Source organism: Pseudarthrobacter cellobiosi, from assembly GCF_023913815.1.
Lineage (GTDB): Bacteria > Actinomycetota > Actinomycetes > Actinomycetales > Micrococcaceae > Arthrobacter > Arthrobacter cellobiosi.
This window is the reverse complement of sequence record NZ_JAMXBK010000023.1, coordinates 148785-167035: the sequence shown is the minus strand read 5'-3', so window position 1 is coordinate 167035 and position 18251 is coordinate 148785. Positions and strand designations below refer to the sequence as shown.

17 protein-coding genes are annotated in these 18251 nt (G+C 66.4%); 10 read left to right on the top strand and 7 right to left on the bottom strand.

Annotated elements, in window-relative coordinates; all coding sequences use genetic code 11:
* Positions 1-69 precede the first annotated feature (69 nt).
* Positions 70-1077, top strand: coding sequence for an RluA family pseudouridine synthase (locus tag NG701_RS09920; RefSeq protein ID WP_252567181.1), 1008 nt, complete (start codon positions 70-72; stop codon positions 1075-1077).
* On the opposite strand, the gene NG701_RS09915 is transcribed toward NG701_RS09920, so the two are convergent.
* Entirely contained in the window at positions 1062-1595 is a 534-nt protein-coding gene (locus NG701_RS09915) for an O-acetyl-ADP-ribose deacetylase (protein ID WP_252567007.1), read from the bottom strand. The genes NG701_RS09920 and NG701_RS09915 overlap by 16 nt on opposite strands.
* Positions 1596-2179: 584 nt before the next feature.
* Here NG701_RS09915 and NG701_RS09910 point away from each other — a divergent pair.
* Entirely contained in the window at positions 2180-2857 is a 678-nt protein-coding gene (locus tag NG701_RS09910) for a hypothetical protein (protein ID WP_252567006.1), read from the top strand.
* 88 nt (positions 2858-2945) lie between these two features.
* Complete coding sequence (locus NG701_RS09905) at positions 2946-3563, top strand: DedA family protein (protein WP_252567004.1); 618 nt, start codon at positions 2946-2948, stop codon at positions 3561-3563.
* 15 nt (positions 3564-3578) lie between these two features.
* On the opposite strand, the gene NG701_RS09900 is transcribed toward NG701_RS09905, so the two are convergent.
* The gene (locus NG701_RS09900) at positions 3579-3884 is read right to left on the bottom strand and encodes a hypothetical protein (protein ID WP_252567002.1); all 306 of its coding nucleotides are present in this window, start codon (positions 3882-3884) and stop codon (positions 3579-3581) included.
* Between the two features lie 202 nt (positions 3885-4086).
* Here NG701_RS09900 and NG701_RS09895 point away from each other — a divergent pair, with 202 nt between their 5' ends.
* On the top strand, positions 4087-4593 hold the full coding sequence (locus NG701_RS09895) for a hypothetical protein (RefSeq protein ID WP_252567000.1): 507 nt from the start codon (positions 4087-4089) through the stop codon (positions 4591-4593).
* Between the two features lie 51 nt (positions 4594-4644).
* Here the strand turns inward: NG701_RS09895 and ppc are convergent, their stop codons facing one another.
* Together ppc and NG701_RS09885 are read right to left on the bottom strand one after the other, a co-directional pair.
* Positions 4645-7467 carry a phosphoenolpyruvate carboxylase gene (gene ppc / locus NG701_RS09890; RefSeq protein WP_252566998.1) on the bottom strand — a complete coding sequence of 941 codons (2823 nt, stop codon included), beginning with the start codon at positions 7465-7467 and terminating at the stop codon, positions 4645-4647.
* A 152-nt stretch (positions 7468-7619) separates the two neighbouring features.
* Positions 7620-8300, bottom strand: coding sequence for an NADPH-dependent F420 reductase (locus NG701_RS09885; RefSeq protein ID WP_252566997.1), 681 nt, complete (start codon positions 8298-8300; stop codon positions 7620-7622).
* A 212-nt stretch (positions 8301-8512) separates the two neighbouring features.
* On the opposite strand from NG701_RS09885, the gene NG701_RS09880 reads away from it, so the two are divergent.
* On the top strand, positions 8513-9349 hold the full coding sequence (locus tag NG701_RS09880) for a DUF1684 domain-containing protein (RefSeq protein ID WP_252566995.1): 837 nt from the start codon (positions 8513-8515) through the stop codon (positions 9347-9349).
* A 66-nt stretch (positions 9350-9415) separates the two neighbouring features.
* Here NG701_RS09880 and NG701_RS09875 read toward each other — a convergent pair whose 3' ends face one another.
* Together NG701_RS09875 and NG701_RS09870 are read right to left on the bottom strand one after the other, a co-directional pair.
* Positions 9416-10666 (bottom strand): acyl-CoA dehydrogenase family protein, encoded by a 1251-nt coding sequence (locus NG701_RS09875; protein WP_252566994.1) that lies wholly within the window; start codon positions 10664-10666, stop codon positions 9416-9418.
* On the bottom strand, positions 10663-11472 hold the full coding sequence (locus tag NG701_RS09870) for an SDR family NAD(P)-dependent oxidoreductase (protein ID WP_252566992.1): 810 nt from the start codon (positions 11470-11472) through the stop codon (positions 10663-10665). The genes NG701_RS09875 and NG701_RS09870 overlap by 4 nt, the downstream gene beginning before the upstream one ends.
* Positions 11473-11574: 102 nt before the next feature.
* Between NG701_RS09870 and NG701_RS09865 the strand changes: the two genes are divergently transcribed.
* From NG701_RS09865 to NG701_RS09850, 4 genes are all read left to right on the top strand, one after another.
* The gene (locus tag NG701_RS09865) at positions 11575-12738 is read left to right on the top strand and encodes a glycoside hydrolase family 76 protein (RefSeq protein ID WP_252566990.1); all 1164 of its coding nucleotides are present in this window, start codon (positions 11575-11577) and stop codon (positions 12736-12738) included.
* 169 nt (positions 12739-12907) lie between these two features.
* Positions 12908-13963 (top strand): iron ABC transporter substrate-binding protein, encoded by a 1056-nt coding sequence (locus tag NG701_RS09860; RefSeq protein ID WP_252566988.1) that lies wholly within the window; start codon positions 12908-12910, stop codon positions 13961-13963.
* Positions 13964-13967: 4 nt separating this feature from the next.
* Complete coding sequence (locus NG701_RS09855; RefSeq protein WP_252566986.1) at positions 13968-15560, top strand: ABC transporter permease; 1593 nt, start codon at positions 13968-13970, stop codon at positions 15558-15560.
* Positions 15557-16711: an ABC transporter ATP-binding protein gene (locus NG701_RS09850; RefSeq protein WP_252566984.1), complete on the top strand. Its 1155-nt coding sequence runs from the start codon at positions 15557-15559 to the stop codon at positions 16709-16711. The genes NG701_RS09855 and NG701_RS09850 overlap by 4 nt, the downstream gene beginning before the upstream one ends.
* A gap of 53 nt (positions 16712-16764) precedes the next feature.
* Here the strand turns inward: NG701_RS09850 and NG701_RS09845 are convergent, their stop codons facing one another.
* Entirely contained in the window at positions 16765-17382 is a 618-nt protein-coding gene (locus NG701_RS09845; protein ID WP_252566982.1) for a YdeI/OmpD-associated family protein, read from the bottom strand.
* Positions 17383-17459: 77 nt separating this feature from the next.
* Here NG701_RS09845 and NG701_RS09840 point away from each other — a divergent pair, with 77 nt between their 5' ends.
* Positions 17460-18236 carry a VOC family protein gene (locus NG701_RS09840; RefSeq protein ID WP_252566981.1) on the top strand — a complete coding sequence of 259 codons (777 nt, stop codon included), beginning with the start codon at positions 17460-17462 and terminating at the stop codon, positions 18234-18236.
* Positions 18237-18251: the final 15 nt, after the last annotated feature.

The following is an 18251-nucleotide window of genomic DNA, read 5'->3' as shown; positions in this document are numbered from 1 at the left end:
GCGGGCGCGGGCTGGGGGGGGCGGGGCGAGGCGAGGCCAAAGGAACCGGCAAAGTAGAATGGACCGGTGATGCAATCCCCCCTCCCCGTGCGCGAAGGCGTCAACGCCACCCGCCTGCGCCTCCCGGACGAGGGGCCGTGGACCACCGCGATGGACTACATGATGCACCGCTGGGGCCACATCGATCCGCAGGGCATCGAGGACAGGTTCGACGCCGGCGAGATCGTCGGCGAGGGCGGCGTCGCCCTGGACAGGGCCACCAGGCTCGAGGACCACACCTTCATCTGGTACTACCGCTCATTGCCGCCGGAGACCCGTATCCCGGTGGAAATCAGCATCCTGCACCAGGACGACCACCTCCTCGTGGTGGACAAGCCGCACTTCCTGCCCACCACCCCCGGCGGCACCTACATCCAGGAATCGGCCCTCGTTCGGCTCCGGAACCAGCTCAGCCTGCCGGACCTGATCCCCATGCACCGCCTGGACCGGATGACCGCCGGCGTGCTGCTGCTGTCCACCAATCCCGAAACGCGCGGAAATTACCAAGTGCTCTTCGAGAAGCGGCAGGTGCAGAAGGAATACGAGTGCGTCTCCGCCGCGGAGCCCGCCGCCGGCCACGCTGCCGTCAAATTCCCCGTGGTGGTCCGGAACCGGATGACCAAATCCCGCAGCTACCTGCTGGCCGAAGTGATCGAGGGCGAGCCGAACGCGGAGACCCGGATCGAACGGCTGGAAACGTTCGACGGCGGCACTTCAGCAGGTGCCGCTGGCACCCGCGTGCCTGGCACCCCTGCCGCTGGCACCGGCGCCGAAACCAACCCAGCCCGCCTGGCGCGCTACCGGCTGGAGCCGCACTCCGGAAAAACGCACCAGCTGAGGGTGCACATGGCCTCGCTGGGCCTGGGCATCGTGAACGACGCTTTTTATCCGGACCTGCTGGACAAGGCCCCGGACGACTACTCCAAGCCACTGCAGCTCCTGGCACGCGGCATCCGCTTTGTGGACCCCATCAGCAAGAAGCCCGTGGAGTACCGCAGCGGGCTCCACCTGAGCGAGGCTACTCAAACACCGCGCTGATCAAACACGGTCTTGAAGGCCTGCTCCATCTCGGGGCTGAACAGCACAAACTCCGCCAACTCGAGCGCGCTGGACGGATGCGAGGCACCAAACCCTGTGACGGCGTCGTACGCGGCCTCCGCCACCTGGCGCCCGTCCCAGCCGTACACTCCCCCGCCCACCGCCGGGAATCCGATGGAAGCCGCGCCCAGCGAATCCGCCAGCCGCAGGCTTTCGCTGAAGCAGGAAACCAGCAGCGCCGGGTTGGTCTGGCCGGCATGCCGGTTGGGCCCTACGGTGTGGATGACCCAGCGTGCCGGCAGCCGGAATCCAGGCGTGGCGACGGCGGCTCCGGGCGCCAGCCCGTGCGGCAGGTCCGTTTCGCGCAGTTCGCGGCAGGCGGCCAGCAGTTCCGGCCCGGCGGCCCTGTGGATGGCCCCGTCCACACCGCCGCCGCCCAGCAACGCTGAGTTGGCCGCATTCACGATCGCGTCAACGGTGCGGGTGGTGATATCGCCTTGGAGGATGGTGATCCGCATGCCGCCAGTTTCCCACCTACGGGGTGCGGCTCATAGGCCCCGCATCACGGCAGCCGAGGCACGCAACCAGGCCTCGCGGGTGGACGGAGGCGCCCTGGATGAGGCCCTGCCCAGAACCATCGCGTACGGGCACGCCTGATCTCCAGTCATCCGGGCACGGACCAGGACCAGGACCAGGACCAGGAAATCGTGGAGACGGCCGGCGATGCCGAAGAAAGCATCGGGGCTGTGCAGCGTGGGCTGGATGTGCTGAATGCCTCAGAAAGCACTGCCAGCGCGTAGCCGGCAGTTTCCTGAGCGGGTGAGTTGATGCCGGCAGGCCCTTCTTGAATGACACCCGGCGCCATGCTGATTGACCAGTATGTGGACTTATTGCCGGTATATAAACCTCAAGAATCCCTGTTACTAAATTGACTTGACATGATGCGCCCCAGTGCCACGATGGTTATCTGGGGGTATCGCGTGTTGTGTTTGCCAGCCGATTGGAGGGCGAACTTGTTGTCCTGCCCTCAAGCCAGCTGAGCGAGCTCGTGTCCGCGTTCCATCCGCACTGATCAAGCATCCGCACTGAGCGAGGAATCATCATGGATACCCTCATCGAAATCCCCGGAGACCGCACGGCGGCCAAGTTCGCCTACGCGGCCGCCGGCGTGGGCGTCGTAGGCGTGGCATCACTGGGCGCCATGTACGCCATCGAAGTGCCAAAGAACGGACCCTACGTCTTCGGCACCATCAACGATGCCACCGGCGGCGTCTTCCAGTTGGTGATCATCCCGGTGATCGTCCAGGTTCACCGGCGCCTGCGCCGCACACCCGGCTCCGAGGCCGCCAAATGGCTGGTGATCGCGGCCAGCGGCGCAGGATCAGCAAGCTCGTTTCTCCTGGTCGCGAAGAAGCTCGATTTCACGGTGTCCACTGGCATCTCGGTGGGGGCAATGATGGTCCAGGCCGGCTGGTTCCTGCTGGCCCACCGGGCACTGCTCACGAGGGGCAGCTATCCCCGGGATCTCGCGAAGCTGGGACAGTTCATTGGCGGCGCCTTGGTGGTGGCGTTGCCCCTGGCGGCGCTGACCGCGGTGGAACAGGCGCCGGCCTGGATCCGCTGGGGCATCGGCGGGGCGGGAATAGCCTTTGGCGCCACAGCGTGGGTCGCCTGGCCGTACTGGTATTTCCTCGCGGCCCGGCACCTCAGCCACGTCCCCAGGGAAGTTCCCGGCGGAGCCCCACGTCCACGCCGCCGGAACATCGGCACCGGGTACTGAGGCACTCGCTGAACCCAACGCCCGGCGAGTCCGTGCCCCCGGCCGCCTCAGGCCGTGCTGCCGCGCAAAAGTGCGGTACTTTGTGGCCATGGACTTTGGGAACGCGGACAGCTGGGGGGCGGCGATCTACTTCTGGATCATCCCCGTGGTCCTCGGCGATGCCATCTTCCCGCCCATCCCCTCAGAGATGGTGGTGATCACCGGCGGCGCCCTCTCGGCCGACGGCCGGGCCAACGTCTTCCTGGTGGGGGCACTGTCCGCGGTGGCCTCCTGGGTCGGCGATATGGTGGTATTCCAGCTCTTCAAGCGCCGGCTCAGCCACGTCCTGGACCGCTGGCGCTGGGGCCGGAAAGTCCACCACGGCATCCATGCGGCCATCGCCAAGGCCGGCCGCTCCTCCACCTACGGAACCATCATCGGCGCCCGCTTCATCCCCGGCGGGCGGTTGGCGACGTCGGCGGCTTCGGGCATCGCCGACGTTTCGGCCCGGGGTTTCAGCCTGTGCGCCGGCCTCGGCGCGGTCCTCTGGGCCAGCTGGCTGGTGGGCCTGGGCTACTTCACGGGATCGGCAACCAAGCTGCCGTTCTGGGCGAGTTCGCTGATAGGCGTGGTGCTGGGCCTGGTGATCGGCGCCGTCGTCGGCATCATTGTCACCCGCCGGCGCGGCACGCGCTCACCGGTGGACGAGCCCGCACCCGGCGAGTGAGCTAGGGCGAGTGAGCTAGACAGGCGCCCAGCGGCCGCGGTTGCGGCGGAGCACCGTCAGTGCGCCGGTGAGCGCAACGCGTTCCACGGCGTCGCGCATCATCGCTGCCGATTCGCGCGCCTGCTGGTTCTCACCGCCGTATTCGGTCGCCTCCACAAGGAATCGGAGGTTCAGTTGGGGGACGCCGGCGGAAAGTTCGATCTGGTTGGATTCCACATGGTGACGGGTCTCCAATGCCTCGACCGCGGCGGCCATCACGGCTTCCGGCGGGTTGCCAGGTTTCAGTCCGGTGATTTTCAGGCGGGTCTGGAACGAAGGCATGCGTCAACCCTAATACGGGGTGTTCCTGGTCCCTTCCCTGTAGTGGGACAGCGGGACAGCGCCAGCGGCAGGCAAAGAACCTCAAGCAGCTGCCGAGGTCCGTCAGGAATCGCACCCCCATGGTTTTCCGAGCGGGACAGGACTAGTATGTGGCCTCGGTCTCATCGTCACACCTGACAATCATCAAGAAAGAAGACTGAACATGAGACGGACCACAATGCGAGTGATTGCGGCGGTATCGGCAGGCATGTTGGCATCAATGTTAGGGATCGGCGTCGCTTCCGCCGACAGCCGGAGTGACCTGGCCAAAGTGCGACAGGCCACAGCCCAATATCACGACGTTAGTGCGGCCATTGCCGCGGGCTACCAGCCCGTGGGTGAGTGCGTTCCAGGAATGGGCTTTCACTACGTCAACTTCAGCCAGTTCGGTCAGATGGATCCATTGGTCCCGGACGCACTGACGTATGCAGCGAACAAAACGGGCCAGCTCAGACTGGTCGCAGCGGAGTGGTTTAAGGTCGACGCCGACCAGGACCTGGCGACCGACACAGACCGGCCGAGCATGTTCGGCAAGGCATTCGACGGACCCATGCTCGGGCACGCTCCCGGCATGCCGATCCACTACGACCTCCATGCATACCTGTGGCAAGGTAATCCGGACGGCGTCCTGGCAACCTACAACCCGAATGTTCACTGCCCCGAACCGTAAGAGCGATCCGTTCCGAGAGGTCAGCGGGCCGCTGGCTGTGCAACATGGGTCCTAGCCCGTGTTGCGCAGGCCTGCCGCTACGCCGTTGACAGTGATCAGCATGGCCCGCTGGAGCCGTTCGTCGATCTCGGCACCGCTGATGCTCTCGCCTTCGGCGCCCTGGGTGGCCCGGATGCGGCGAAGCAGCTCCACCTGCAGGTAGCTGATGGGGTCCAGGTACTGGTCCCGGATCTCCAGCGAACGCTTGAGCGTCGGCTGGGCGTCCAGGAGCACGTTCTCGCCGGTCAGGTTCTGGATCTCGGTGACCGTGAGTTCGTACTCTTCGCGGATGGCCCGGAAAATGTGGTGCAGGTCCTCGGGAACCAGGGTGGCCACGTAGTACCCGGCGATGTCCATGTCCGTCTTGGCCAGCGTCATCTCCACATTGGAGACAACGGACCGGAAGAAGTGCCAGTTTTGCATCATCTCCACCAGCTGGGCGGAGTTTCCGGCCTCGCGGGCAGCCTTCAGGCCCGAGCCCACACCGAACCAGCCCGGGACGATCTGCCGGGACTGGGTCCAGCCGAACACCCAGGGGATGGCACGCAGGCCGCCAAGCCCTGCCCCGGAATCCGGGCGTTTGGACGGGCGGGAGCCGATGTTCAGCGAGCCCAGCTGCTCCACCGGAGTGGAGGCCAGGAAGTACGCGGGCAGGTCAGGATGGTCGATCAGGTTCCGGTACCGGTCGAAGGCGCCGTCGGAGATGATTTCCATAACGTGCCCGTACCGTTCGCGCTGGTCGTCCGACGTGCGCGGATCCCGGTGCAGGGCCGAGCCCTGAAGCACTGCCGCGAGGGACAGCTCCAGGTTTTCCCGGGCCAGCTCCGGCAGCGAGTATTTGTCCGAGATGACCTCGCCCTGCTCAGTGAACTTGATCTCGCCTTCCAGCACGCCGTTGGGCTGGGCCATGATGGCGTCGTAAGTGGGTCCGCCGCCACGGCCCACGGAACCGCCGCGGCCGTGGAACAACCGGACTCGGACGCCATGCTTGGCCGCCACGTCGCGCAGGTTGCGCTGGGTCTTGTGGATCTCCCACTGGCTGGTCATCACGCCGGATTCCTTGTTGGAGTCCGAGTAGCCCAGCATGATTTCCTGGACGTCGCCGCGCAGCCGGACCAGGTCGCGGTAGGACGGAACGGACAGCAGCTGGTCCACGATCTCCGCCGAGGCACGCAGTTCCTCAACGGTCTCCAGCAGGGGCGCGAACCCGATCTTGGCGTAGGGAGATTCACCGAACAGGTTGATCAGGCCTGCCTCGCGGGCCAGTACGGCCGCGGCCAGGACGTCGTCCGCGCCGCGGGTCATGGAAATGATGTAGGTCTCGATGACGTCCGGACCGTACGTGCGCAGGGCGCGGCGGATCTCGCGGAAGACGTCGTACGTGCCGTCAGCGACGCCGTCGAGCTTGATCGGGTGGCCGGAGAGCGGCCGGCGTGAGGCGAGCTCCGAGCCGAGCACCTCGAAGCGTTCCTCACGGCTCAGTTCGGCATAGCGGATGCCGGGGCCGCCCAGCCGGTCCATCAGCTGGCCGACGGCGTCGTGGTGGTGGTCGGCGTGTTCGCGGATGTCCAGGGTGGCCAGGTGCAGGCCGAAGGACGCGACGGCGCGGCGGACGCGGGCCAGCGCGCCGTCGGCAGCAAGCGACGCCGAGTGGTTGCGGAGGGACAGCTCCAGCAGTTCGAGGTCGTTGAGGAGTTCCTCGGTGGAGCTGTAGTCACGGCCGTGCTCGTGCGTGGAGTCCGCGGCCACCCGCTTGCCCGTGTTGATGAGCTTGGCTTTGATGCAGGTGAGCTTGAGGCGGTAGGGCTCCTGGGCGTTGAGCTCCAGGACGCGCCGGTCCAGGCCCGGCAGCTTCTTCAGGTCCGCGTCGATGGAGTCCAGCAGGGTCTGGTCCGCACCGGACAAGGCGGTGGAGTTGGACAGGATGGAGATCAGCTCGTCCATCATCGCGATGCTGATGCGGACGGCGTGCTGGTTCTGGATCTGCAGGATTTCCCGGGTGACCGCCGCCGTGACGTTGGGATTGCCGTCCCGGTCGCCGCCGATCCAGGACCCAAACCGGATGGGTGCGTCCTGGGACGAAAGGCTGACCCCGTGCTCACCGAGCAGTTCCGAGAAATCCGAGAGCATCTCGGGCATGGCGTCGGTCAGGATGCCGCCAAGGTAGTAGATCGCGTTGCGGGCCTCGTCCACCGGGGTGGGGCGTACCTGGCGCAGTTCATCGGTCTGCCACATCTGGTCGATGACCTCCGAAAGCTGGCGGTCCTGCCGGCGGCGCGCGGAGGTGCCTTCCTTCGTGGGCTCGGCCAGGACATCAGAGAGCTTGCGGATCTTGTCCAGCACGGAACGGCGCGAAGCCTCGGTGGGGTGGGCGGTGAAGATGGGGCGGACGTCCAGCCCGTTGACCACTTCCTGCAGGACTTCGGGCCCCGCCTTGGCGGCGATTTCGGTGACAGCCTTGGCCAGCCACCCGTCCTTCTCCTGCCGGGTCCGCAGGCCGCGGACCCGATGGACCTGCTCGGCCGCGTTGGCAAGGTGGAAGTAGAACGCGAACGCTCGCACCAGGTCGGTGGCCTGCTCGATCGGCAGGGAGCCGAGCAGTTCGCGGACCTGTTCGACGACGTCGTGCGCGCTCCATGGTCCGGTGGCATCGGCACCGCCGCGGGCGGCTTCCTTGGACTCCTTGGTGAGGAGGCGGACCTGCTCCACCAGAGCAAGGAGTTCGGGGCCGTGCTGGCGGACCAGGGACTCACCCAGCAGCGTGGAGACGCGCCGGACGTCGGCCCTCAGTTCAGAGGCGAGGTCGGTTGCGGAGTTCATTGCAGTGTTAGCCATGGAAACTGTCTTTCGAGGGTTCGGACTTGGCTCGTACACTGCGCTGGATACTGTGAGCCACGTTACTAGCTATCGATGCTACCTGCACGGGATGGCGAAGGCGGAATCCGTCTCAGATATTGCGCCGGTCTCCGCCCCTGCCGCGCCGGACGTCAGCGGACGATCTTGAAATTGAAATCCGGAGTCCCCAACGCCGACCACAGGCGCAGCCACACCGGGAGCATCATCTCCGCTCCGCGAGCGGTGGTGATGTCTCCGAGGTCAATAATATCGCGGTGGCCCAGCTCCTGGAGGAGCGCCGTCACGGAGTTCTTGGCACCGGCGTCGTCGCCGGAGACAAACACCGAGTGGTCCCCGCCGCCCAGCCGTCCTGGGTCAACCATCAGCCCTGCGTTCATGGTGTTCAGGGTTTTGACCACCCGCGCCTCCGGAAACGCGTGCTGGATCCGTTCGGCGTTGCTGTCCGTGTTGACCGGGCTCAGCACCGGCGGCATGCCCTGGGAGAAGTCGAGCGGGTTGGAAACGTCCACCACCACTTTCCCCGACAGGTTGGCCGAACGCGCGGCGCTGAGGGCACTGAGTGCGCCCGCTCCGTTCGTTGCATTGACTATCAGTTCCGCCGCGGCTGCGGCCTCCGCGAACGTTTCCAGGGCTATGTGCTGGTTCGCTGCGTGCCATTCGCTGAAGGGCGGCGCGCCCATGGCGTCCGGCGCGCTGCGGGCGAGAGTCTCCCCCGGGTCGCGGGTGCCCACCACCACGTCGTGCCCCAGCGCGGACAGCGCGCCCACGAGGGTCCGGCCCGCGAAACCCGCGCCCAGGACCGCGATTTTCATGGTTCCTCCGAGGTCAGCCGTTGGGAGTCCGGAAACGAGGTTCCGTCGCCTTCGACGTTACTCTCCGCCGCCTGCAAGACAAGGTCTGCGGCAGCAACGCGGCGCTAGGTCCGTGGTGCTCCGCGGCGGTCCGTGATGGAATGGACAGCGTCTGCGCCGGGTTGTAGGCCTTGAAGTTGTAGCCGGGGAATCAGAACCCTTTGGGAGGAACCATGGACACCACCGCAACCGCGCAGCGGGAACGCTGGCAGCGTTTCCGCACGAACCGGAACAAGGCCCTCGCCACCCGCCACGGCTGGCTGACGCTCACCTCCTTCCAGTGGCTGGAATCCCGGCCCGCCGGCGTCGAACTCGCCCCCGGCCTCTGGTCCACGGACGGCACGACGGCGACACTCACCGCTGCGGCGCAGGACGGCCTGACGCTGGTGGAAACCGGCGAGCCCGTGGACGGGACCATTACGGCCGCCCTCGCCAACGAGGAATCCCTGATGTGGGTGCAGTTCGGCGGCGCGGACGGGCAGCAGGTAGTGGTGGAACTCGCCATGCGCGCGGACCGGTACGCCATCCGGACCCGCGATTCCGGCTCGCCGGTGCTGACGGAGTTCGACGGCGTTCCCACGTTCGACTACAACCCGGACCTGGTGGTTGAGGCCGCCTTCGAGGCATACCCCGAACCGGTGGCCGTCCCGATCGGAACGGCCAATCCGCTGGTGGACGGCGTGCATTATTCGGTGGGCGAGGTGGTTTTTCGGCTGCCGGGGAACGACCATCAGTACCGGCTGCACGCCGAGGAGGAAAAACTGGGCGCGCTGACCATCACGTTCCATGACGGGACCAACGGCGAATCAACTGATGAGTGGCGGAAGGTCTCCACGACTCGGCCACGCATTGACGCGGCCGGGAAGGCCACGGTGGTCCTGGACTTCAACCGCGCCATCAATTACCCCAGCGCCTTCACCCCGTTCGGTACCTGCCCCATGCCCGTGAAGAACAACAGCCTCGACGCGAAGATCGAAGCCGGCGAAAAGCAACCTCTCCTCGCTGATTGAGCGCGAAAGGACACTTAAGCCCCAGCGGAACGGGGCCTCAAGTGTCCTTTCGCGCCAGATGGTGGGTCAGACGATCGCTGAGACGCCGGTGACCGCCCGGCCCACAATGAGCGTGTTGATTTCGAACGAGCCCTCGTAGGTGTAGATGGCCTCGGCGTCGGCGAAGATTTTGGCCATCCGGTAGTCGGTCACGATGCCGTTGCCGCCCAGGATGGACCGGCCCAGCGCCACTGTCTCGCGCATCCGGGCGCTGGTGTAGGACTTGGCGAGGGCCACCTGCGGCATATCCGCCACGCCGTCATCCTGCAGCTGGGCAATACGCACCATCATCGCCATGCTCGCTACGGCGTTGCCCAGCATGGTGACCAGCTGCTGCTGGATGAGCTGGAATTTCGCCAGCGGCCGGCCGAACTGGTGGCGTTCGACGGCGTACTGCCGGGCGACGTCGAACGCCGCCAGCTGCTGCCCCACCGCCTGCCACGCCACCATGATCCGCGAGCCGCGCAGGAGCTGGTTGGTGTCCTCGAAACTGCTGATGCCGGCGAACCGGTCGGCCTCGGCGACCTGGACATCCTTAAGCACAATGTCCGCGTTCTGCACGGTCCGGAGCGCAATCTTGTTCTCGATCCGGCTCCGGCTCACACCCGGCAAGGAAGCATCAACGATGAACCCTCGGACCGCGCCATGCCCGTTGGCAGCCACGGCCTCGTCCCTGGCCCACACGAGCATGTAGTCGCAGAACGTCCCATTCCCGATCCAGCGCTTGGCGCCGTTGAGCACCCACGCGTCGCCGTCGTCGTCGGGCTCTCCCGTGGCACTGGAGATGCGCCGGGCACTCGTTTCCATCCCGCCGGCAACGTCGGAACCGTGGCCGGGTTCGGTGAGGGCGAAGGCGCCCGTGATGCGCAGGCTTGAGGCGTCCGCGAGCAGCCGCTCTTTCTGGCCGGCCGAACCGAAACCGTAGAGCGACTCCACAAACAGATCGTGGTGTACCAGGAAAAATGTGGCGATCGAGGTGTCCACGCGCGTCATCTCGGCGATGACCAGGCCGGCGAAAAGGTTGCTGTAGCCGCGCTGCGCCGGCGTGCTCAGCTCCAGCGCGGCGAGCTTGGGCAGGATGTGCGCCGGGAACTCCGCCTTGTTCCACCAGTCCGACGCGTAGGGGGCGATCTCCGTCGCCAGGAACTCTCGCAGTTCGGCCAGCTTGGCCCGCTCCTTCGAGTTGAGGAGGGACTCAAACGCGAAAAAATCGGCGGTGGGCAGTTCGTCGATCGCCGGTTCGGAGGTGCCCGGCTCGGAGGTGCCCGGCTGGCTCATTTCGGGCCCATTCGGATGGCGCCGTCGAGCCGGATGGTTTCGCCGTTGATCATCGCGTTCTGCACAATGTGGGCCACCAGACTGGCATATTCGGCCGGCTTGCCCAGGCGGGACGGGTGCGGGACCTGCTGGCCCAGCGAATCCTGCGCGTCCTGCGGGAGGGTTGCCATCATGGGTGTTTCGAAGATGCCCGGGGCGATGGTCACCACGCGCACCAGCGATCGGGCCAGTTCCCGGGCCAGCGGCAGCGTCATCGCGGCGACGGCGCCCTTGGAAGCGGCGTAGGCCGGCTGGCCGATCTGCCCGTCGAAGGCAGCCACGGAGGCGGTATTGATGATGACGCCGCGCTCGGGGCCGCCCAACTCAGTGCTGACCGGTTCGGTGGCAACCATGGCCGCTGCTGCCAGTCGCAGCACGTTGAACGTCCCGATGAGGTTGACCTGGATGACGCGGTTGAACGTGTCCAGCGGAAGGACTCCGTCCCGGCCCAGGACCTTGCCCGGGGTGGCGACGCCGGCGCAGTTCACAACAATGCGGAGCGGCCCCAGCGCCACAGCGGTGTTGACTGCGGCCTGCACCTCAGCTTCGTTGGTGACGTCCGCGGGGACAAAGGCCGCTTGTGCCCCTGAACCGCCGGCGGCGTTCAGCGCTGCGGTGTTGAGCTCGGCGGCGTAGGCCGCACCGGCAGAGGACGGCAGGTCGATCAGCACCACCGAGGCGCCGGCGTCGAACAGGCGCTTCGCTGTGGCAGCCCCCAGCCCGGACGCCCCACCCGTAATCAGCGCGACAGTACCCAAGACGTCCATACATCCTCCTTGATGCGGTCCCAACACCGGAGACCAGCGCGGAACATTAGTTAGTGCATGTTAACTGAAAATCCTGCGAGCCGCACCCACTAGGCTGAACGGATGACCATGCCGGATGCCGAACCCGCCGACTGGCAAGACCGGGCCAACGTGGCGGCCGGCTCCGTCACAGAGCTCTTCGGCCGGCGGCTGCTGTTCCTGCCGGGAACCCACCTGGCCGCCGTGCAATGGCCGTCAAAACACCTGAAGAACCTCCTCCACCCCTGGCACTACTGGTGGCAGGCGCACTACCTGGACTGCCTGGTGGACGCCGGGCGCCGCGAACTTGGCAACGGAGCCACCCCCGCGGCAAGGTTCAACGGTCCACACCACCCCAGCGCCGGCAAGCTTGCGTCCAGGCTGGTCACGGGCATCCGGCTGCGCAACGCCTTCACCTTCGTCAACGACTACTACGACGACATGGCATGGCTGGCGCTGGCGTCGCACCGCCTGCAAAGCCTGGCCGAGGAGACGCGTAAACCCGGACGCCGCCGCAGCGCCAGGGTCCGCAAGACCCTCACACTGCAGTTCGATTCTGCCTCCACCGACGACCTGGGCGGCGGGACCTTCTGGAGCAAAAAGCGCGACTTCAAAAACACCCCGGCCACCGCCCCCGTGGCGCTCTACTACGCCCGGACAGGCCAGCAAGCCAAGGCGCAGCGGTTGGTGAACTGGCTCAATGCCGTGCTGTTTGATGAGGCCCGGGGCCTCTATGTTGACGGGGCGCGGCTCAGTCCGGCCGGCGACGTTATGGTGGAGAGCACCATCTACACCTACAACCAAGGCCCCGTACTGGGAGCCTTGCTGGAGCTCGGCGGCGACGCCAACCTCGCCCGGGCCGCGGCACTGGTGAACGCGGTCGCCAACCAGCTCACCGTACCGGGGCAGCGCACCCTCCGCTGCGATGGAACGGGCGACGGCGGACTCTTCACCGGGATTCTCTGCCGGTACCTGGCACTCGCCGCCGTCGATGCCCGGCTCCCGGAGTCCGCCCGCAACACCGCGAAGGAACTCGTGACAGCTACTGCCGCAGCCTTCTGGGCGGGCCGCCGGCCGACCGGCCGCGGAGCGGCATCAGCCACGGCTGGGTGCGTCCTGTTCTCCATCCACGCGGCACAACCGGCGGACACAACCCACCCGCCAGGAGCCGCCGTCGAACTTTCCACCCAGCTGCAGGCCTGGATGGCGTTGGAGGCCGCAGCGGCCATCCACAAAAGCCGTGAATAAATTAGGGCATGCAACAGTTCCGTAATGCATGTGATCCTGCTCACTTAATGGCAATGCTGCTTGGTGTCTTAGGTATGGCTAACCTACAGTTTCACGAGTGAGCCAACCCTAACTCCGGGCTCGCCAGGACCCACGGTCCGCCAGACTTTTCCCCAGAAAGTAGCACTCAATGAAGATCCGCAACAGCGCTCTGGCCGGCATCGCACTCGCCGCCACCGCAGCCCTCGGACTGACCGCCTGTGGCGGCAGCACGTCCCCGGCAGCCACCGGCTCCTCCGCCGCAGACGGCCAGGCTTCCGGCGAGATCACGGTCTACAACGCCCAGCACGAGAGCCTGACGAAGGAATGGATCGACGCTTTCACGGCTGAGACCGGCGTCAAGGTGACCATGCGCCAGGGCTCGGACACCGAACTGTCCAACCAGATCGTCCAAGAAGGTGCAGCGTCCCCGGCTGACGTTTTCCTCACCGAAAACTCCCCCGCGATGGCTCAGGTTGAAAACGCCGGCCTCTTTGCCGACGTCGACAAGGCCACCGCCGAGCAGGTTCCCGCTGAGTTCCGCCCGAGCACCAACAAGTGGACGGGCATCGCCGCCCGCTCCACCGTCCTGGTATACGACAAGAACAAGATCAGCGAAGACAAGCTGCCCAAGTCCATGCTGGACCTGGCCAACCCGGAGTGGAAGGGCAAGTGGGCCGCTTCACCGTCCGGCGCTGACTTCCAGGCCATCGTCGCCGCGCTGCTCGAACTCAAGGGCGAAGCCGCAGCCGAGGAATGGCTCAAGGGGATGAAGGAAAACTTCACGGCCTACAAGGGCAACAGCACCGCCATGAAGGCAGTCAACGCCGGCGAAGTCGACGCCGCCCTGATCTACCACTACTACTACTACGGCGACCAGGCCAAGACCGGCGAGAACTCCAAGAACGTCACCCCGCACTACTTCAAGAACCAGGACCCGGGCGCGTTTGTATCCGTCTCCGGCGGCGGCGTGCTGAAGTCGTCTAAGAACGCTGCTGATGCACAGGCGTTCCTGAAGTTCATCACCGGCAAGAAGGGCCAGGAAGTCCTCAAGAACGGCACCTCCTTCGAATACGCCATCGCTTCCGAGGTACCGGCCAACGACAAGCTGGTTCCCATCAAGGAACTTCAGGCGCCCACAGTGGACCCGGCCAAGCTGAACTCCACGAAGGTCACCGAGCTGATGACCAAGGCAGGACTCCTGTAATTCAGTGACCACTGATCTATCGGCTCCCCCTGTAGCGGAGAGCAAGACGACGGCGGGCCGGGGCACCAGCCCCCGCCCGCCTTTCGGCGTTTCCACGGTGTCCATCCTGGCAGTGCTCATCGCATTGTTTTCGCTCGTTCCGCTGGGATACGTCGTGTACATGACGGCGGCAACCGGGTGGGACACCGCCGTCGAACTGATCTTCCGGCCGCGCGTCGGCGAACTCCTGCTCAACACGGTGCTGCTCATGGTGATCACCGTCCCGCTTAGCATCATCCTCGGCGTCGGAGGTGCCTGGCTGGTGGAACGGACCAAGCTCCGCGGCCATAAAATCTGGGCGGTTTTGCTGGCGGCGCCGCTGGCCATTCCCGCGTTTGTGAACAGCTACGCGTGGGTCTCGGCAGTCCCGTCCCTTGCCGGCTTGGGCTCGGGGGTCCTGATCGCCACGCTGTCCTATTTCCCGCTGGTGTACATCCCCGCAGCCGCCACCCTCGGCCGTCTGGACCCGGCCATCGAACAGTCCGCCGCCGCACTGGGCCTCGGCAACTGGCGGGTCTTCTTCCGCGTTGTGCTCCCCCAGCTCAGGATCGCCATGACCGGCGGCGCCCTTCTGGTGGCCCTGCACCTCTTGGCCGAATACGGTGCGTTCGCGATGATCCGATTCGACACGTTCACCACCGCGATCATGGTCCAGTACCAGTCCACGTTCAACGGGACCGCCGGCAACATGCTCGCCAGCGTTCTCGTGTTTTTCTGCCTGATCCTGCTGGTGGTGGAGGTCCGCGGCCGGGGTACTGCGCGCTACGCCCGCATTGGATCCGGCGCCCAGGCGAGGGCATTGCGCCTGCCCCTGCACGCGTACCAGGTTCCGGCCCAGCTGTCCCTGCTGGCGCTGACGGGACTGGCCTTCGGGCTGCCGGTGTTCTTCGTCCTGCGCTGGATCGTCGCGGGCGGTTCCGCGATCTGGGCGGCCGACGAGTTCGCTCCGGCCCTCCTGACCACGCTCGGCTACGGCCTGGCGGGTGCGGTGGTGACCACCGTCGTCGCATTCCCCATGGCATTCCTTGCAGTGCGGCACCCCAGCTGGTTCAGCAAGTCCTTGGAGCTCTCCAACTACGTCACCAGTTCCCTGCCCGGGATTGTGGTGGGCCTCGCGTTCGTCACCGTCAGCATCCGGCTGGTCCCCGGCGTCTACCAAACGGCCGGAGTCCTCGTGGCCGCCTACGTCCTGCTGTTCCTGCCGCGGGCGCTGGTCACCCTCCGCGCCGGCCTGTCCCAGGCCCCCAAGGAACTCGACGAAGCTGCCCAGTCCCTGGGCAAACCGCCGCTGCTGGCCTTCATCCGGGTCACGCTGCGGCTGACCGCTCCGGCGGCCGCGGGCGGCGCGGCCTTGGTGTTCCTGGCCATTGCCAACGAACTGACCGCCACGCTCCTGCTATCCCCCAACGGGACCCGCACGCTCGCCACCGAGTTCTGGAGCAAGAGCAGCGAGATCGACTACGCCGGCGCCGCCCCCTACGCCCTGCTGATGATCCTGCTCTCGGCACCCATGACCTACCTTCTCTTCCAGCAGTCCAAGAAAGTGGCCGGACAGTGACCGAACAATCCCCCTCCAGGCTTCCGGAACCGCGGATCGCGCCGTCCGTGGCACCCTCCACCAACAGCCACCTGCAGATCACCGACGTCACCAAGAACTTTGCGTCCCAGGCCGTCCTCAGGGGCGTGAACCTGTCCGTCGCCAAGGGCGGCACCACCGCCATCGTGGGGCCCTCCGGCTCCGGCAAGACCACCCTGCTGCGGCTAATCGCGGGCTTTGAACACCCCGCCACCGGTAGCATCTCGCTCAACGGCGCCAAGGTGGCCGGCGACGGCGTCTGGTTGCCTGCGCATAAGCGCCAGGTGGGGTACGTGGCCCAGGACGGGGCTCTTTTCCCGCACCTGACTGTGGGCCAGAACATCGCGTTCGGTCTGGACACGGCCAAGCTGACGGGTGGCCGCCGCGGGGCGGCGGGCCGGATCAGCGAGCTGCTGGACATGGTCTCGCTGGACACCTCCATGGCCAAGCGCCGGCCGCACCAGCTCTCCGGCGGGCAACAGCAGCGCGTGGCACTGGCCCGTGCACTGGCCCGCGAACCCGAACTGATGCTGCTGGACGAGCCCTTTTCAGCCCTCGACGCCGGCCTGCGCGTGGCAACCCGGCGGGCCGTGGCCAAGGTCCTCAACAAAGCCGGCGTCACCACCATCCTGGTCACCCACGACCAGGCCGAGGCTCTGTCCTTCGCGGACCAGGTGGCCGTGATGCGCGGCGGCAAGCTGGCCCAGATCGGCAACCCGTTTGTGGTTTACACCCGCCCTGCCGACCGCGCCACCGCAGAGTTCCTGGGCGACGCCGTCATCCTGGACGCCTGGATGGAAGGCTCGCTGGCCACGTGCTCACTGGGCGGAATTCCCGTGCGCCGCCCGCCTGCCCAGGGCCGGGTGCAGCTGATGCTGCGTCCTGAGCAGATCCGCATTGCCGAGGATGGCCCCATCCGCGGCGTGGTGGTGGATACTGACTACTTCGGCCCGGAGACCACCGTTCGCCTCAAACTCTCTGTGCCACCCGAACTGGCCGGCACCGACCACCGCTACCCCGGCGGCGGCGAAATCATCACCATCCGCCACTGGAACGCCTCCATTGCCCGGCCCGGAATGGAGCTCTGCCTGCGGGTGGTTGGCGAAGCCGTCGCCTTCCCGCTGGACGACTAACCCCAACTGAGTAGCAGTAACTGTCGTTATGAGCCCTCAAACGACACTTACAGCTACTTAGTTGGGTGGGGCGGCGGGTCGGCAGGCTTCTTCTTCTGCGGGTACGGCGCCTCACCCCGGGCCAGCATCTCCACAAATCCGGAGATTTTCCGTTCCCGCGTGGACGCCTGCTTCACGGAATTCGTCCGGTAAATCAAGGCATACCGGTTCACGGACGTGAGGACGTCGAACATGGCCTGGGCTTCGGGGACGGCGGAAATCGCGGCGGCCAGGTCCGGCGGGACCTCAGCCGTCGCCTGCCCCACATAGGCTGCTTCCCAGCGCCCGTCCGCTTTGGCGGCGTCGACGGCCGCGCGGCCCGCCGCAGTCATCCTGCCGGCAGCCTCGAGCTTCCCGATGCGGTCCACATTCCGCGCCGACCAGACACTCTTCGGTCCGCGGCGGGTCATCCGCTGGAAGGAGCTGTCGTCGTCGCGCCTTTTGCCCTGACCGTCGATCCAGCCAAAGCACAGCGCCTCCTGCAACGCTGCTTCGTAGTCCAGTTCAGTGGTGTTACCGCCCTTCTTATGCAGCACCAGCCACACGCCAGGGCTGGTGGCATGGTGCTGTTCCAGCCACAGCCGCCACTCCGCCGCGTCCGCTACCAGCAGTTCCTTGAGTTCAATGGCCATGGCCCTATTCTGCCCGCCTTCTGCTGGAAGTGGCATGATGGCGGTAGCCGACCTGTCCTGGTTTCGAGGAGGAACCCATGCTGCGTGTCAGACCCGTCCATTTCACCTCCCGGCCAGACAGTTGGGAACAGCTCCTGACTGCCCTGGGCCTGGCCAAGACCGTTGATGACGGCCCATGGCGGGAGTTCGACGCCGGTTCAGGCAGGCTGGCCCTGCATGTGGCCGACGCTGGCGCCACGGACGACGGCACCACTGCCTTGGGCGTGGAGGTGGGCGATCTGGCGGAATTCGCGCGGCGCACCGCCCTGGCCGCGGAGGAATCCGGGAACACGGTCGCCGAGCTCATCGCCGCTGACCACGGCGAGTCCTGCCGCATCACCGGCCGGGACGGCTTCAGCTTCCTGGCGGACAAAGGGGCCCGGGCGCTGAACGCGGCTGACGCTGATCCGGCCCTGACCGTCGTCGGGGTCTGGTTTACGGAGGATCCCGGCGCCGCCGCCGTGACGCTGCAGGACATTGGCGCCAGGTTCCGCCCCGTCCCGGACGCCGACGAAACCGCCGACTTTACCGCCAAGAACGGCGGCGTGCTGATGGTGCGCCCCGCGTCCGGCCCGGCCCGGTCCGGCCTGGGATTTGAGTACGACGGCGATCTGGGCGCCTTGCGGGACCGGCTCACCGCCGCCGGGCTGGACGTCAGCGAAACCGAGGAAGCCTTCGGCCGGACCCTGCACGTGGCCAACCCCGACGCCGCAGGCAGCGCAGGAAGTTCCGGAACCGCCGGTGCTGCCGCAGCCACAACCGCCCCGCATGTCCCGCCCACTCTCTGGATCTCGCAGCGCCTCGCCGCAGAGTGATCCGGCCCGGGCACG

Bases quoted from the DNA above. Each gene is read 5' to 3' on its own strand.
- NG701_RS09920 (WP_252567181.1), top strand. From the start codon at position 70: ATGCAATCCCCCCTCCCCGTGCGCGAAGGCGTCAACGCCACCCGCCTG.
- NG701_RS09915 (WP_252567007.1), bottom strand. From the start codon at position 1,595: ATGCGGATCACCATCCTCCAAGGCGATATCACCACCCGCACCGTTGAC.
- NG701_RS09910 (WP_252567006.1), top strand. From the start codon at position 2,180: ATGGATACCCTCATCGAAATCCCCGGAGACCGCACGGCGGCCAAGTTC.
- NG701_RS09905 (WP_252567004.1), top strand. From the start codon at position 2,946: ATGGACTTTGGGAACGCGGACAGCTGGGGGGCGGCGATCTACTTCTGG.
- NG701_RS09900 (WP_252567002.1), bottom strand. From the start codon at position 3,884: ATGCCTTCGTTCCAGACCCGCCTGAAAATCACCGGACTGAAACCTGGC.
- NG701_RS09895 (WP_252567000.1), top strand. From the start codon at position 4,087: ATGAGACGGACCACAATGCGAGTGATTGCGGCGGTATCGGCAGGCATG.
- ppc (WP_252566998.1), bottom strand. From the start codon at position 7,467: ATGGCTAACACTGCAATGAACTCCGCAACCGACCTCGCCTCTGAACTG.
- NG701_RS09885 (WP_252566997.1), bottom strand. From the start codon at position 8,300: ATGAAAATCGCGGTCCTGGGCGCGGGTTTCGCGGGCCGGACCCTCGTG.
- NG701_RS09880 (WP_252566995.1), top strand. From the start codon at position 8,513: ATGGACACCACCGCAACCGCGCAGCGGGAACGCTGGCAGCGTTTCCGC.
- NG701_RS09875 (WP_252566994.1), bottom strand. From the start codon at position 10,666: ATGAGCCAGCCGGGCACCTCCGAGCCGGGCACCTCCGAACCGGCGATC.
- NG701_RS09870 (WP_252566992.1), bottom strand. From the start codon at position 11,472: ATGGACGTCTTGGGTACTGTCGCGCTGATTACGGGTGGGGCGTCCGGG.
- NG701_RS09865 (WP_252566990.1), top strand. From the start codon at position 11,575: ATGACCATGCCGGATGCCGAACCCGCCGACTGGCAAGACCGGGCCAAC.
- NG701_RS09860 (WP_252566988.1), top strand. From the start codon at position 12,908: ATGAAGATCCGCAACAGCGCTCTGGCCGGCATCGCACTCGCCGCCACC.
- NG701_RS09845 (WP_252566982.1), bottom strand. From the start codon at position 17,382: ATGGCCATTGAACTCAAGGAACTGCTGGTAGCGGACGCGGCGGAGTGG.
- NG701_RS09840 (WP_252566981.1), top strand. From the start codon at position 17,460: ATGCTGCGTGTCAGACCCGTCCATTTCACCTCCCGGCCAGACAGTTGG.